The sequence below is a fragment of the Niveispirillum lacus genome, from assembly GCF_002251795.1.
Classification (GTDB): Bacteria; Pseudomonadota; Alphaproteobacteria; order Azospirillales; family Azospirillaceae; genus Niveispirillum; species Niveispirillum lacus.
This window is the reverse complement of record NZ_NOXU01000030.1, coordinates 383,309-398,210: the sequence shown is the minus strand read 5'-3', so window position 1 is coordinate 398,210 and position 14,902 is coordinate 383,309. Positions and strand designations below refer to the sequence as shown.

Below are 14,902 nucleotides of genomic sequence, written 5' to 3'. Positions count from 1 at the left end.
ACCCTGACTTGGCGCCCATGCTGACCAGCCTGCCCAATATCCTGACCCTGTCGCGCATCGCCGTGATCCCGGTGATCGTGGCCCTGTTTTTCTTTCCGGGAAAATGGAGCGCCTGGACGGCGCTGGGGCTGTATGCGGCGGCTTGCATCACCGACTGGTTCGATGGCTATCTGGCCCGTATCTGGCGGGAAGAAAGCCTGATTGGAAAGTTCCTGGACCCGATCGCCGACAAGCTCTTGGTGGCCGCCGTGCTGATGATGCTGACGGCAGTCAGCAAAATCGACGGGCTGGCCATTATCCCCGCCATTATCATCCTCTTGCGCGAGGTGATGGTGTCGGGCCTGCGCGAATTCCTGGCCGGCCTGCGTATCTCGGTACCGGTCAGCCAGCTTGCCAAATGGAAGACCACGATCCAGATGGTGGCCATCGGCTGGCTGATCGTCGGGGCCGATGGGCCGGAAGGCTGGCCCGTCACCCTGATCGGGGAGATCGGGCTGTGGCTGGCCGCCGCCCTGACCCTGCTGACCGGGTGGGATTATCTGCGCGCCGGCCTGCGTCATATGCTGAACCCACAGGGGTGATCTTATGCTGAAGCTGCTCTATTTTGCCTGGTTGCGCACCAAGATCGGCATGGCCGAGGAACGCGTGCCCTTGCCGGCGGGCGTCACGGATGTTGCCGGCCTGATCGAGTGGCTGCGGGGCCGTGGGGCCGGCTATGCCGACGCGCTGGCCAATCTGGACGTGGTCAAGGTGGCCGTAAACCAGGAATATGTGCCCTTCAGCCATCCGGTGACCGCCGGTGACGAGGTGGCTCTGTTCCCACCTGTGACGGGCGGCTGATGAGCGTCAGGGTCCAGCAGCAGGATTTCGACATCGGGGCCGAGTTGGCGGCCCTGTCCGATGGCGATACCGGCATTGGGGGGGTGTGCTGCTTCACCGGTCTGGTCCGGGACCTGCATCCCCAGGCTGGCGAGGCTGCGGGCACGGTGCGCGCCCTGACCTTGGAACATTATCCCGGTATGACGGAACGGCAGCTGGAAGCGATTGAGACCGAGGCGCGGACGCGGTGGCCCTTGTCAGCCAGCCTGATCATCCATCGCTTTGGACGGATGGAGCCCGGGGAACGCATTGTTCTGGTTGCCTGTGCATCAGCCCACCGTGAGGCCGCCTTTGATGCCTGCCGCTTCATCATGGACTGGCTAAAGACCAAGGCGCCCTTTTGGAAGCTGGAAGAAACCGACCGGTCGGGAGAGCGCTGGGTGGCAGCGCGCGAAAGCGACGAAAATGCCGCCGGGCGCTGGGTATAAACCGGTGTGCTGAACCGCCGATGGCCGGCCCGGATCGCCCCTGCCGCCATGGGATAAACCCTACCGCCAATTCGTATCGCCCATGCGGTACTGGCGGAGAGGTTGCAGGCGACAAGTCGGACTGCCTGTGCCACATATAGGAGCAGGCAGATAACGCGTCAGCATGGCAATGCACCTGAAGGAAGACCCGGCCACGATCCTGGTGATCGGCGGCAACCAATCGCGCTACCCGGAGTCGGCCAAGCTGAAGCGGCTGACGCCATCTGTCGATCTTCGTTTCCTGCCATCCGAAGAAGGCGTGCTGGCCACTTGCCGTTCCCGCCGACCTGGCCTGCTGGTGGTGGATTTGGAGACGGTCGGCGCGCCGCTGGGTCTGGTTGCCAGCGTCAAAGCCGCCGACCTGCCGGTTGATCCGATCATCATCATGATTGGCGACGATGTCACCGCACAGCAGCGCACCCAAGCCGTGGAAATGGGCGTTCTGGAGGTGATGGAACGGCCGGAAACGCTGGTGGAATTACAAATTCGGCTGTTGGCGCATCTCACGTTGCGGGATCGGCTGACCCAAGCTGAACAACGGGCAGCGGAGCGGAACCAGCGACTGAACGAAGCCATGGAACTGCTGAAGGCAGCCCAACGCAAACTGGTGGACCAGTCGCAGAAAACGCAGATTGAGGATCGCCGCCGCACCAGTGAAGTGGTTGCCGGGGCCGCCCATGAATTGCGCACGCCGCTGCATGCCATTATCGGTTTTTCAGAACTGATCCGCGACGAAGCCCATGGGCCCCACCGCGATCCGCGCTATCGTGAGTATGCTGTCGATATTCATCAGGCGGCCACCCATATGCTGGCCATCGTCGATGGCACCCTCGATCTGGCCCGCGCCGAAGCCGGTGTAGAGCCGCTGGAAGTGCGGGAAATCGATATCGGCCGTACCGTGCAGGACAGCGCCCGTATGCTGCGTCAACTGGCCGAAGGTACGGGCATCATCCTGGACATCAAGGTACCGGACGTGCCGCTGCACATCCGCACCGATCCGGAAAAGATCCGCCAGATCGTGATCAACCTGGCCTCAAACGCCATCAAATTTACCCCGCGCGGCGGTCGTGTGACCGTGGAAGTGGCAGGACAGGATGATGGGGGCGCCGTGATCTTGGTGATCCGCGATACCGGCATCGGTATCGCAGACCAGGATCTGGCCACGGTGATGAAACCCTTTGGCCAGGTGCGTCAACCCGACAAGCCGCACCCTAAAGGGTCCGGCCTGGGGCTACCCTTGACTCGCCGCTTTGTGGAAATGCTGGGCGGTGTTCTGGATATCTCCTCTGTTCCCGGCAAAGGTACAATCGTCAGTGTTCGCCTTCCCCCCGATGTGCCCGGAGCGACGGGCCCGCAGGGCTGAATAGCCGGACGATCATCGGCGTTACCATTTGTGCAGGGATGGTAGGCCGCCCAGAGGAGGGGTGAAGGATTTCGCCCCGGCTACCCTGATGGCGGTGAGGGGGGGGTGATCGGCACAGGGGTCGGGACTGTGCCCGGTCTGCATTCATATGGCGGCTGTGAGCAGCCTCACTTTCGCCATGATCGCTTTGCCGATAGGGTGGCCGCCATCTTCGCCAACCCGTCGCTGCAAGGATCGCCGACGATGACCATCCAGCTTCATGTCTGGCCCACACCCAATGCCTACAAGGTTTCCATCGCCCTGGAGGAAATGGGCCTGCCCTATGCGGTGCATGCCGTCAATATCGGGGCCGGGGACCAGTTCCAGCCCGATTTCCTGAAAATCGCGCCCAATAACCGCATGCCAGCGATTGTCGATCCCGATGGCCCGGACGGCAAAGCGCTGAGCCTGTTTGAAAGCGGCGCCATTCTGATCTATCTGGCGGAAAAGACAGGAAAATTCCGCCCCAAGGACCCCGCTGTCTGGTACACCCATATTCAATGGCTGATGTGGCAGATGGGCGGCGTCGGCCCGATGTTCGGACAGGCCGGACATTTCATCCTTTATGCCCCTGAAAAGGTGCCTTATGGCATCGAACGCTATCGCAATGAAGCCAAGCGGCTGCTGAAGGTGGCCAATACACGGCTGGGTGAAGCGGCCTTTCTGGGCGGCGATGACTATGGCATTGCCGATATGGCAACTTTCCCCTGGGTCCGCAATGCACCGAAATATGATATCGACCTGAACGATTATCCCCATGTGCAGCGCTGGTTCAACGCCATCGCCGCCCGCCCGGCGGTGCAGCGCGGTCTGGCATTGCTGGCCGATAAGGTGAAACCGGCCGGCACCCCCCTGTCTGACCAGGAACGGGAAAATCTGTACGGCAAAAAGTAAGACGAGCGACCATCATTGCCAGGGCCGCGCCCCCGGTGCGGCCCGTACGCTGTCCACATGAATGGCGTTGTCACGCAGATAAAGCGCGTGGGCGCCCCGGTCGGCAACCTGTTTCAGGTCGATGATCAGGGGGATATCGCAAGGTCCAGCCACCTGACCGGTGACCAGGGCATCGGCCCCGGATACGCATAAGGGCCCCAGCGCCGACCCCGACAGGGCGATGGCGACGGTGCGGCCATGCCGCCGGTAAAGACAGGCATCAGGCCGGTCGCAGGTGAGACGCCCATCCGGCGTGCCGACCCTGGCCCAGGTGCGGGGCGCGTTCACCCCATCACGCTGGGCCCATTCGTCGCTGTCAAAACGGCCAGCACGGCGAGTAGAGACGGCCAGTCCCCCGTCGGCCAGCCGCACCCCCACCACCTTACCATCATCATTGATCCGCAGATCGGGTTGCGCATTCAGTGGCAGAAACAGCAATCCCGTCACAATCCCGATCACGCCCAATAAGCGCACCCGCCCCTGCCAGAGACAGAGCCACAGGCCCGACAGGGTGATCAGGGCCAGGCCCGCTGTTGGCAGCAGCGGCAATTGAATGGCGGCACCGGGCATATCCGCCACCCAGTGCGCTGTCCATAAAATCGCCGCCGCCCCCCAGCCCATGGCCGTGACAGCCAAACCCTCCAGCCCGAACGGCATCAACAGATAGACGGCCAAGCCCCAGGGCATGACCCAGAAACTGGTGATGGGCACCGCAATCATATTGGCCAGCAGACCGTAATTCGACATCTGCTGAAAGTGGTGCAGCCCGAACGGGATGGTGGCGATGCCCGCCACCAGCGAGGTGAGCGACAGGCTGGCCAGATAGATCAGACCCTGGCCCAGCCAGCCGCGCCCGCCTTCCTGACGCTGAGCGGCGATCCAGGGGGTTGCAACCTCGAACGCGGCAATCAGTGCCACAACAGCGGCGAACGACATCTGAAAGCTGGGCCCGACCATGGCGTCGGGCTGGACCAGCAAGACCACCAAAGCCGCCACCGCCACAACCCGCAGAGAAAATGGGTTACGGTCCACCAGGATGGCCAGCAGCATCACCCCGGTCATCAGCACCGACCGCTGTGTCGGCACCGGTGATCCCACCATCAACATGTAAAAGACCGATGCCGCCAGCGCGCCGACAGCCGCATATTTTTTGATCGGGTGGCGCAGGGCCAGCCACGGCCACAAGGCCATGCCGCCGCGCAGCAAAAAGAACACCAGCCCCGCCACCAGGGCGATATGCAGGCCGGAAATGGACAAAAGATGCTGCAGGCCCGACTGCCGCATCGCCACCATGTCCGCCTCCGGGATGGCCGTAGGCTGGCCGTTCAGCAGGGCCGTCACCATGCCGGCGGTCGCGGCGTCGGGCAACCGGGCCGCTACCCGTTCGGCGATGATGTTCCGCCACTGTTCCAGGGAGAACCCATCGGCCGTCACCCCGCCCCGCCGTTGCACCGGACCCAATGCAAAACCAGTGGCGCCCACCCCTTGAAAATAAAGATGGCGACGGAAATCAAAGGCGCCAGGTTCCACCGGTGCATTGGCCGGGCCCAACCGGGCGAACAGGCGCACATTTTCGCCAATCGCCGGCACCACACCCATATCCCGCACCGAGATACGGACCAGACGCGGCGTGATGGCGGGGTCCAGCCCGGCCACACGCGGGTCAGCCAGGAACAGGCGCATACCGGATTCCAGACGGTCGATCTGCACCACGCTCCCGGTCACGCCCACCGGACCGATTGCCATTTGCAGGATCGGCGATGCCACCAGCGCCGTGCGGATCTGTGCCGTCGTGAAGCCCAGCGGCAGCGCCACCAGCAGAATCCAGGCCGGCAGGCCCCAACCCGGCCACCGGACCTGCACCAGCCAGGCCGTCAACACCGCCGCCGCCAGGACAGTCGCGCCCGACCAGCGGGGCGGTTCATGGGCAAGCGCAAAATAAAGGCCGATCCCGACCCCGAGCAGCACCGGAAACCACAGCACCCACCGCCCGCTTTCCGCCAGCAGCGCCGTGGTGACCACGGAAATCCCTGTCCATCGTCCCAGTCCCACCACCGGCATGAAGCCCCCACTGATCGGGCGATGACATACATCCAGCGGCTGTGACAGCCGTTTCCACCATGATCAAGGATGACCGGTAACATTACAAGGAGATGAAAACCGTATCAGATACACTCTTTTCTGGCCATCAAGCCCTACCCTGCCCGCGGCCTGGACTGCTGAACGGGGTCCGGCAAGGGTGTACCCACGACTTTTTAAGGGGGGAGTATCCCCGGCCCGGCGCTGTTCACGGGCGGCAACGCTGTGCTAAACCACCCCGCAAACAATCATTCTCCCGTTTGGGACCATAAGAGTTCTGCGATGATCGTCACCCGTTTCGCCCCCTCGCCCACCGGTTACCTTCATATTGGCGGCGGCCGCACGGCCCTGTTCAACTGGCTGTTTGCCAAGCATCACCAGGGCAAATTCCTGCTGCGCATTGAGGATACGGACCGCGCCCGGTCGACCGACGCCGCCGTGGACGCCATTCTGGAAGGGCTGAAATGGCTGGGCCTGGAATGGGATGGCGAGGCGATCAGCCAGTTCCAGCGTAAGGACCGGCATGCGGAAGTGGTGGCACAGATGCTGGCCAATGGTACGGCCTACCGGTGTTACTGCACCCCAGAGGAACTGGAGGCGATGCGCGAGGCCCAGAAGGCCGCCGGCCAGCAACCACGCTATGACGGTCGCTGGCGTGATCGTGACCCGTCCGAAGCCCCCGCTGGCGTGGCGCCCGCCATCCGCCTGAAGGCCCCGCGTGAGGGCGAGACGGTGGTGAAGGACCATGTGCAGGGCGAGGTGAAGGTCCAGAACAGCCAGTTGGACGATCTGATCCTGCTGCGCTCCGACGGCACGCCCACCTATCTGCTGGCGGTCGTGGTCGATGATCATGACATGGACGTCACCCATGTCGTGCGCGGCGACGATCACCTGACCAATACGTTCCGCCAGATCCAGATTTATAATGCGATGGGCTGGAAGACCCCGGAATTCGCCCATATCCCCCTGATCCATGGGCCGGACGGGGCCAAGCTGTCCAAGCGCCATGGCGCGCTGGGCATCGAGGCCTATCGTGACATGGGCTTTCTGCCCGAAACCATGCGCAATTATCTGCTGCGCCTGGGCTGGGGCCATGGCGATGCCGAAATCATTTCGACCGACCAGGCCATTGAATGGTTCACGCTGGAGGGCATTGGCCGCTCCCCCTCGCGCCTGGACTTCGCCAAGATGGAGAACCTGAACGCGCATTATATCCGCGAGGCGGATGATGCGCGTCTGGTCGCCCTGACCACACCGTTTATCGAGGCCAAGATCGGTCGCGCCCTGTCGGATGTGGAAAAGGCGCGCCTGCTGCGGTCCATCCCTGGTTTCAAGCCTCGGGTGAAGACGCTGATCGAACTGGCGGACGGGTCGCTGTATCTGTTCGCCAGCCGTCCCCTCACGTTGGATGAGAAGGCCGCAGGCCTGCTGACGCCGGAGGTGCGGGCGCAGATTGGCGCCCTCGCCGCCCAATTCGCCGAAGCCGGTGAATGGACAGCCGGCACTTTGGAAGCCATTGTCCGCGATTTCGCAGAGACCAACGGCCTGAAGCTGGGCAAGGTGGCGCAACCCTTACGCGCCGCCCTGACCGGTACCTCGGTTTCGCCGCCGATTTTTGAGGTGGCGGAAATTCTCGGACGCGAGGAAAGCCTGTCGCGTTTAGAAGATGTCAAAAACCATGGTTAAAAAAGTGCTGTTGCGTTGCACTCGCTGCGGCGCGGCACTAAACTCCGCCCCACTCTCAAAAACGGGGCAATAACCCCTAACGAAACCCTTGAGGACGTGCCGACATGAGCCAGACAACCCAGACGGCGGGCGATGGAACCGCCGATACGGTGACCCTGATCGATAACCGGACCGGCAAGAAGCTTGACTTGCCTATCCTGAAGGGCTCGACGGGGCCGGATGTCATTGACATCCGAAAGCTCTACGGCGCTACGGGATGCTTCACCTACGACCCCGGTTTCACGTCGACCGCGTCCTGCGACTCGGCCATCACCTATATTGATGGCGACGAAGGTGTGCTGCTGCATCGCGGCTACCCGATCGACCAGTTGGCCGACAGCTCGGACTTCATGGAAGTCTGCTACCTGCTGCTGCATGGCGAGCTGCCCAACGCCGCGCAGAAGAAGGAATTCGAGGCCACCATCACCCGTCACACGATGGTGCATGAGCAGCTGACGCAGTTCTATCGCGGCTTCCGCCGTGACGCACATCCCATGGCGGTGATGTGCGGCGTGGTCGGCGCCCTGTCGGCCTTCTATCATGACAGCACCGACATCAATGATCCCAAGCAGCGCATGATCGCCTCGCATCGCCTGATCGCGAAGCTGCCGACCATCGCCGCCATGGCCTATAAATATTCTGTCGGCCAGCCTTTCATGTACCCGCGCAACGATCTGGGTTACGCGGAAAACTTCCTGTACATGACGTTCGGTGTTCCTTGTGAGCCGTACAAGGTGAACCCGGTCATCGCCAAGGCGATGGACAAGATCTTCATCCTGCACGCCGATCACGAGCAGAATGCATCCACCTCCACCGTCCGTCTGGCCGGATCGTCGGGCGCCAACCCGTTTGCCTGCATCGCGGCCGGTATCGCCAGCCTGTGGGGCCCCGCCCATGGCGGTGCCAATGAGGCCGTGCTGAAGATGCTGGAAGAGATCAAGACCGTTGATCGCATTCCGGAGTTCATTGCCCGCGCCAAGGACAAGAACGACAATTTCCGTCTGATGGGCTTCGGCCACCGGGTCTATAAGAACTACGACCCGCGCGCCAAGGTGATGCAGCAGACCTGTAAGGAAGTGCTGGCTGAGCTGGGGATCAAGGACGATCCGCTGCTGGACATCGCGGTGGAACTGGAGCGGATTGCCCTGTCCGACCCCTACTTCATCGAAAAGAAACTGTACCCGAACGTCGACTTCTACTCGGGCATCATCCTGAAGGCCATCGGCTTCCCGACCAGCATGTTCACCGTGCTGTTCGCGCTGGCCCGCACCGTCGGCTGGATCAGCCAGTGGCAGGAGATGATCAAGGACCCGGGGCAGAAGATCGGTCGCCCGCGTCAGCTCTATATGGGCCATACGCCGCGCGACTTTGTTCCGGTCGAGAAGCGTGGCTGAGCGTAAGCATAGCCAATCCGGCAAAGCGGGTGGCCCCCAGAGGGCCACCCGTGATGCCCTTCTGTTTTCGACGCGCGCCCCGTTTCTGTGGCGTCGCCCCTCACCGGCCAATGACAATCCTGCCCCTTGGGGTAAGCGTCTTCGCCGCGCCGTGAACCTGGCCCTGCTGGTCGGGATTGTCGGCGGTTTAATATTTTCGGCGATCTATTTCCGCTGATCGCCCCCGCCCGGCATTATCCCCCGACACGCGGATCGGCGGCCAGGCGCGCCAGCGGCACCAGATCGGTCCAGCCATACGCTACTTCCATCAATTTGGTGCCCGCAAAGCCAATGGGCTGTTCGGCCAGAAGATCGCCGCCCAGCCTTTCATAAAAATAGCGTGACGGATTGTCCCGCAGCACCCAGACCAGTGCGGCCTGTGTTCCCGCCACCAGCAGATGCTGGGCCATGACAGCCAGAAACCGCCGGCCGATCCCCTGGCCTTGCGCATGATCCAGCAGGTAAAGCGCGTAAAATTCGCCGCCATAGCCGGGTAAACCCGTGCGCTGCGGGCCGCAGGATGCAAAGCCGATAATGCGACCACCGGTTTCCTGCGCGACGAAGGTCCGGCGGCCGCGCGGCGGCGCCGACCCTGACAGAAGGCTGCGCCAGCGCTTCTCGTGCGTTGCCGTGGACAGCCCGATCAGATAACGGTCGGGCAGCATGCCGGGATAGGTGCTTCGCCAGCTTTCGACATGCACCTGGGCAATGCCCGGCGCATCGGCTGGGCTGGCGGGACGGATCAGGCTGGCATTGTGCATGGCCCCCTCCGGATCGGCTTTATCCACCCCCATGCTGCCCCAGAATCGCCGCCTTGGCGAGCGACATTGACAAGCAGCACCACCTTGGGCTGGATAGCGGCAAAACAAGCGAGACATTCATGATACATTCGATGGACGACCGCCGCGCCGTCAGCGTCACCATCACGGGCCGGGTACAGGGCGTCTGGTACCGCGGCTGGACCGTTGAACAGGCACGCGCCCGACAATTGGACGGGTGGGTCCGCAACCGCGCTGATGGCAGCGTGGAAGCCCTGTTTGCCGGTCACGGTCCTGATGTGGACGCCATGCTGGACGCCTGCTGGCAGGGCCCGCCAAAGGCCATCGTCATCAATGTCAAAGTGGCCGAAGCCACCGACCCCGGTCTGACCGGGTTTGAGCAGCGACCCAGCCTGTAACCCCGGCCAGCACGCGGCGGCATCCGCTGCATGGCCTGCACGGAATGGATTGCCCCCGACCGCTGTTTCCCCTACATTCAAACAAACGTTTGAGACGGGGCCGGCACGACCCGGCACGCAGGATCGGGAGGAGAAGATCATGGTGGGACGCCTGCAGGACAAGATTGTCCTGATCACAGGGGGCGCTTCGGGCATCGGGCTGGCGACAGCGCGCGCGGCGCTGCGTGAAGGGGCCAAGGTGGTGATCACCGACCGCAATGTGCAGGGCGGCGAGGCGGCGGTCGCCGAACTGGGCGATGGGATCGAGTTCCTGGCGCAGGACGTGACCAAGGAAGATCGCTGGGTTGAGGTGATCGGCCATGTGGTCCAGAAATATGGACGGCTGGACGGTCTGGTGAACAATGCCGGCTGTGGCTCGCTGCACAATATCGAGGATGAGACGCTGGAAGGATGGCGTTTTGTTCATGCCGTGAATGTGGAGAGCACCTTCTTGGGCTGTAAGTACGCCATCAAGGCCATGAAGCAGACAGGCGGCGGCTCCATCGTCAATGTTTCGTCGGTCGCGGGCCTGATCGGGGCGGCTGATCTGGCGGCCTATTGCTCTGCCAAGGGGGCCGTGCGGCTTTTGACCAAATCGACGGCGAAATGGTGCGCGCAGCAGAACTACAACATCCGCTGCAACTCCATCCACCCATCGTTCCTGTACACACCGATGGTACAGCAGATGATCGACGCCGCCCCGGATTCTGAAAAGATGCGTCGCCGGCTGGAGCGCACGGCCCCGCTGGGCCGCATGGGCAAACCGGAGGATGCGGCCAATGTCGTGCTGTTCCTGCTGTCGGACGAAAGCCCGTTCATCACCGGGGCCGAGTATGCCATCGATGGCGGCACGACGGCGTAGTGAGGGGGCGATGCGTAAGGTCCCGTATTACCGCCTTCCCAGCGAAGGCCGGGACCCAGGGGCCAAGCGCACTTGCTCTCCGCAGCTTTGATCCATGCCGCGTCGAGGTCTGATCCTGTGGCCCCTGGACCCCGGCTTGTCGCCGGGGAGGCGGGACAGAACCAACGGACAGCCCAACACACGATTTCGCAGCCCACGGGGCGATTGAGGAGACTATCCCATGACCACGCATCCCTTGTTCGACCTGTCCGGCAAAGTGGCCCTGATCACCGGCTCCTCACGCGGGATCGGCAAGTCCATTGCCCAGGAATATGCCCGCGCCGGGGCCAAGGTCGTTATTTCGTCGCGCAAGCTCGACGCCTGCGACGTGGTGCGCGATGAGATCATCGCCGCCGGTGGCGAGGCGATCTCGGTCGCCTGCAATATCGGTCGCAAGGAGGATTTGCAGGCGCTGGTCGATGCCACGCTGGCACAATGGGGCCGCATCGACATCCTGGTCGCCAATGCCGCCATCAACCCCGTCTATGGCCCGCTGGCCAGTGTCAGCGATGAGGCCTGGGACAAGATCATGGGGTCGAACCTGCGCAGCACCTGGCAATTGTGCAACATGGTGATCCCCGGCATGGCGGAGCGCAAGGACGGGTCGGTGATCATCCTGTCCTCCATCGCCGGCCTGCGCGGCAATCCCGTGATCGGTGCCTATGGCGTGTCCAAGGCGGCGGAAGCGGCCCTGGTCCGCAATCTGGCCGTTGAACATGGCCGGGCCAATATCCGCGTCAACGGCATTGCCCCCGGCATTGTGGAGACGGACTTCGCCAAGGCCCTGACCGACAATCCCGACATCGCCAAGGCCATCATGCGCCGCGCACCCCTGGGCCGGTTCGGCAAACCAGACGAGATCGCGGGTGTCGCCCTGATGCTGGCCGCCCCGGCCGGAGCCTTTGTCACGGGGCAGTTGCTGGTGGCCGATGGCGGTGCGACCATCGCCGATCCGACGATCCTGTAAGCGGGGACCGGTCATGAGCGAGGGCAAGGGGGCGGCCATCCTGATTGATGTGCTGCCGCAGCATCGGTTTGATGAGGCGGCACTGGACACCTATCTGTCGGCCCATCTGGACGGGTTCCAGGGGCCGGCAAGGGTGCAGCAATTTCAGGGCGGGCAGTCCAACCCCACCTTTCTGATCAGCGATGCGGCGGGCGCACGCTTCGTGCTGCGCAAGAAGCCGCCCGGCAAGCTGTTGCCCAGCGCACATATGGTGGAGCGGGAATTCCGCGCCATGCGGGCGCTTTCGGCCAGCGCCGCGCCCGTGCCCAATGCCCGCCTGCTGTGTGAGGATGCGGGCATTATCGGTACGCCCTTTTACGTGATGGACCATATTGATGGGCGCGTCCTGTCGGATGTGGCGCTGGACGGGTTCAGCAACGCCGACCGGGCGGCCATCTATGACGGGATGAACGCGACGTTGGCCGCCCTGCATAGTGTGGATTGGCGCGCCGCTGGCCTGTCGGATTTCGGCAAGCCGGAACACTATATCCAGCGGCAGGTCGAACGCTGGTCCAAGCAGTTCGTGGCCACCAAGGGCGACAGCGACATTCCGGCCATGGAACGGCTGATGGATTGGCTGCCGCGGGCCGTGCCGGCGGGGGAAGAGGTCACCATTGTGCATGGTGATTTCCGCCTGGGTAACCTGATGCTGCACAAAACGGAACCGCGGGTCGTCGCCATCCTGGATTGGGAACTGGCGACCCTGGGCCATCCCCTGCCCGATCTGGCCTATAATTGCATGGCCTATCATCTGCCGGCGGGGATCAAGCAGTTTCCGGGGCTGGTGGGCGTTGATCTGGCGGCTTCGGGCATCCCCACAGAAGCCGATTATGTTTCAGCCTATTGCCAGCGCACGGGGCGGGCCGGCATTCCCGACTGGCCCTATTACCTGGCCTTCGCCTTCTTCCGCATCGCCGCCATCTGCCAGGGCGTCTATGCCCGCGCGCTGGCTGGCAATGCCGCCGACCGCAAGGCCTTGGCCTATGGCGAGGTGGCACGCGCAGCGGCGGAGACGGGCTGGCGCTTCGTGTCGGATAAGGCGTGACCGGGGTGCGGGGTCAGGCCCTGCCGCTTGCCCCTCGCTCCCCATCGACGTGATATGCCTGCACCTGGGGCGCCCCCAAAAAACAGGGCGCCCCTTTGGTGTTCTGGTTCAACAACCTTGCCCTCTGGGCGGTGATCCTGGCACCCTGGCACCAAAGACCAGGGGAAAAAGAATGACCGCAGCCAAGCGTATCGGCATCCTGACCAGCGGCGGCGACTGTGCCGGCCTGAACGCCGTGATCCGCGCCGCCGTTCATCGCGCCGCCCATTATGGTTGGGAGGTGGTGGGGATTGAGGACGGAACCCAAGGGTTGCTGGCGCGGCCCGTCCGGTATGTGAATCTCGACCTGAAAGGCGTCGATGGCGCCATGATGCGCCAGGGCGGCACCATCCTGGGCACCACCAACAAGGGCGATCCTTTTGCCTATCCAATGGCTGACGGCACAAGGAAGGACCGCAGTCAGGAGATTATCGGGGGCTTGCGGGAACTGGGCGTGGACAGCCTGATCGGTATCGGTGGCGACGGATCAATGGCCATCCTGCGCAAACTGGCGCGTATTGGCGGCATCAAACTGATCGGCATTCCCAAGACCATCGATAATGACCTGGGCATCACCGAGATGTCCGTCGGCTTTGACACGGCGGTGGCGGTCGCGACCGAAGCGCTGGACCGGTTGCAGCCAACCGCCGCCAGCCATGCCCGCGTCATGGTGCTGGAAGTCATGGGCCGCGATGCCGGCCATATCGCCCTGTCGGCGGGGATTGCCGGGGGTGCCGATGTCATCCTGCTGCCGGAACTGGCCTGGTCGGTGGCCGGCGTGGCCGACAAGATCAGGCGCGTGCAGGCCGGTGGCCGCAACTTCGCCCTGGTCGTCGTGTCGGAAGCCGTGCGGACCATGGAGGGCGTGAAGGCGCAGCAGGAATTCACCGATGGGCAGAAACGCTATGGCGGGATTGGCAATTATATCGGCCATCTGATTGCCGAAGCAACGGGGGCCGAAACCCGCGTCACTGTGCTGGGCCATGTTCAGCGCGGCTGCCCGCCGGGCCATAATGACCGGGTGCTGGCCTCTGCCTTTGGCGTGGCCGCCGTCGATCTGCTGGCCGAAGGTAAAAGTGACCGTCTGGTCGCCTGGTCCAACCGCCGGGTTATCGACATCCCCATCGAAGATGCCATCGCCACCTATGCGGCGGTGGATATCGACGGAACATTGGTCAAGACGGCGCGGGGGCTGGGGATTTATGTGGGGGATCGGTGAGCATTCCCGACCTCTGGTCCTTTTCCCTGTCGGTCTACGGTATACCAGATGTGGCAGACGCGTGCCTGACCGCCCAAGATCAGCACGGGGGCGATGTCAATCTGTTGCTCTGGGCCGTGTGGCTGGCTGCGCATGGCCATGACCTGACAGCCGCGGAAGTGTCTGCGGCCGTGACCGCCACCCGCCCTTGGAACGAGGCGGTGGTACAGCCGCTGCGCGCTGTGCGCCGGCAACTGAAATCCGGCCCTCCGCCTGCCCCGGATACGGCAACACAGTCCCTGCGGTCCCAGGTGCAGGCAGCGGAACTGGCCGCAGAACGGGTGCAACAGTCGGTCCTGCAGAACTTGCCCGCCCAACGTCGATGCCAGATGGTGGATGCGGCGCTGGTGCGGGCCAACCTATCACTGCTGCCGGGGGGCGACGGGCTGGCCATGGCCATGATCACCGCCCTTCCCGGTATCATCAGGTCCGTGAACGACGATCCCACTTGAACGGGCCCGGTCTTGGCCCCGATGCAACCAATCTGCAACAGGCATTTACGTGCGTGTTACAAAGCGA

General features: G+C 63.3%; 15 protein-coding genes. 13 read left to right on the top strand and 2 right to left on the bottom strand.

The genetic code is table 11. From position 1 onward, the window contains the following. Positions 1-17: 17 nt before the first annotated feature. From pgsA to CHU95_RS14720, 5 genes are all read left to right on the top strand, one after another. Positions 18-581, top strand: coding sequence for a CDP-diacylglycerol--glycerol-3-phosphate 3-phosphatidyltransferase (gene pgsA / locus CHU95_RS14740; protein ID WP_094457073.1), 564 nt, complete (start codon positions 18-20; stop codon positions 579-581). Between the two features lie 7 nt (positions 582-588). Continuing rightward, positions 589-840 (top strand): molybdopterin converting factor subunit 1, encoded by a 252-nt coding sequence (moaD, locus tag CHU95_RS14735; protein ID WP_094457270.1) that lies wholly within the window; start codon positions 589-591, stop codon positions 838-840. After that, complete coding sequence (locus tag CHU95_RS14730; RefSeq protein WP_094457072.1) at positions 840-1,307, top strand: molybdenum cofactor biosynthesis protein MoaE; 468 nt, start codon at positions 840-842, stop codon at positions 1,305-1,307. Before moaD ends, CHU95_RS14730 begins: the two co-directional genes overlap by 1 nt. A gap of 163 nt (positions 1,308-1,470) precedes the next feature. Then, positions 1,471-2,709: a sensor histidine kinase gene (locus tag CHU95_RS14725; protein ID WP_094457071.1), complete on the top strand. Its 1,239-nt coding sequence runs from the start codon at positions 1,471-1,473 to the stop codon at positions 2,707-2,709. A gap of 243 nt (positions 2,710-2,952) precedes the next feature. Further along, positions 2,953-3,642 (top strand): glutathione binding-like protein, encoded by a 690-nt coding sequence (locus CHU95_RS14720; protein WP_094457269.1) that lies wholly within the window; start codon positions 2,953-2,955, stop codon positions 3,640-3,642. Between the two features lie 12 nt (positions 3,643-3,654). Here CHU95_RS14720 and CHU95_RS14715 read toward each other — a convergent pair whose 3' ends face one another. After that, a complete protein-coding gene (locus CHU95_RS14715) occupies positions 3,655-5,742 on the bottom strand; it encodes a ComEC/Rec2 family competence protein (RefSeq protein WP_094457070.1) in 2,088 nt (695 codons plus the stop codon). 300 nt (positions 5,743-6,042) lie between these two features. Here CHU95_RS14715 and gltX point away from each other — a divergent pair, with 300 nt between their 5' ends. Together gltX and gltA are read left to right on the top strand one after the other, a co-directional pair. Further along, on the top strand, positions 6,043-7,446 hold the full coding sequence (gene gltX, locus CHU95_RS14710) for a glutamate--tRNA ligase (protein WP_094457069.1): 1,404 nt from the start codon (positions 6,043-6,045) through the stop codon (positions 7,444-7,446). 104 nt (positions 7,447-7,550) lie between these two features. Beyond that, positions 7,551-8,879 carry a citrate synthase gene (gene gltA, locus CHU95_RS14705; protein WP_094457068.1) on the top strand — a complete coding sequence of 443 codons (1,329 nt, stop codon included), beginning with the start codon at positions 7,551-7,553 and terminating at the stop codon, positions 8,877-8,879. A gap of 233 nt (positions 8,880-9,112) precedes the next feature. Here the strand turns inward: gltA and CHU95_RS14695 are convergent, their stop codons facing one another. Then, entirely contained in the window at positions 9,113-9,712 is a 600-nt protein-coding gene (locus tag CHU95_RS14695) for a GNAT family N-acetyltransferase (protein WP_245838263.1), read from the bottom strand. 98 nt (positions 9,713-9,810) lie between these two features. On the opposite strand from CHU95_RS14695, the gene CHU95_RS14690 reads away from it, so the two are divergent. The 6 genes from CHU95_RS14690 to CHU95_RS14665 all read left to right on the top strand — a co-directional run bounded on the left by CHU95_RS14690 (position 9,811) and on the right by CHU95_RS14665 (position 14,835). Then, on the top strand, positions 9,811-10,095 hold the full coding sequence (locus CHU95_RS14690) for an acylphosphatase (RefSeq protein ID WP_165772188.1): 285 nt from the start codon (positions 9,811-9,813) through the stop codon (positions 10,093-10,095). Positions 10,096-10,234: 139 nt separating this feature from the next. Beyond that, positions 10,235-10,996 carry a glucose 1-dehydrogenase gene (locus CHU95_RS14685; RefSeq protein ID WP_207762506.1) on the top strand — a complete coding sequence of 254 codons (762 nt, stop codon included), beginning with the start codon at positions 10,235-10,237 and terminating at the stop codon, positions 10,994-10,996. A 220-nt stretch (positions 10,997-11,216) separates the two neighbouring features. Continuing rightward, positions 11,217-12,002: an SDR family NAD(P)-dependent oxidoreductase gene (locus tag CHU95_RS14680; protein ID WP_094457065.1), complete on the top strand. Its 786-nt coding sequence runs from the start codon at positions 11,217-11,219 to the stop codon at positions 12,000-12,002. Between the two features lie 13 nt (positions 12,003-12,015). Continuing rightward, positions 12,016-13,086, top strand: a complete 1,071-nt coding sequence (locus CHU95_RS14675; RefSeq protein ID WP_094457064.1) for a phosphotransferase — start codon at positions 12,016-12,018, stop codon at positions 13,084-13,086. A 172-nt stretch (positions 13,087-13,258) separates the two neighbouring features. Beyond that, the gene (locus CHU95_RS14670; RefSeq protein WP_094457063.1) at positions 13,259-14,344 is read left to right on the top strand and encodes an ATP-dependent 6-phosphofructokinase; all 1,086 of its coding nucleotides are present in this window, start codon (positions 13,259-13,261) and stop codon (positions 14,342-14,344) included. Next, positions 14,341-14,835, top strand: coding sequence for a TIGR02444 family protein (locus CHU95_RS14665; protein ID WP_165772187.1), 495 nt, complete (start codon positions 14,341-14,343; stop codon positions 14,833-14,835). Before CHU95_RS14670 ends, CHU95_RS14665 begins: the two co-directional genes overlap by 4 nt. Positions 14,836-14,902 lie beyond the last annotated feature (67 nt).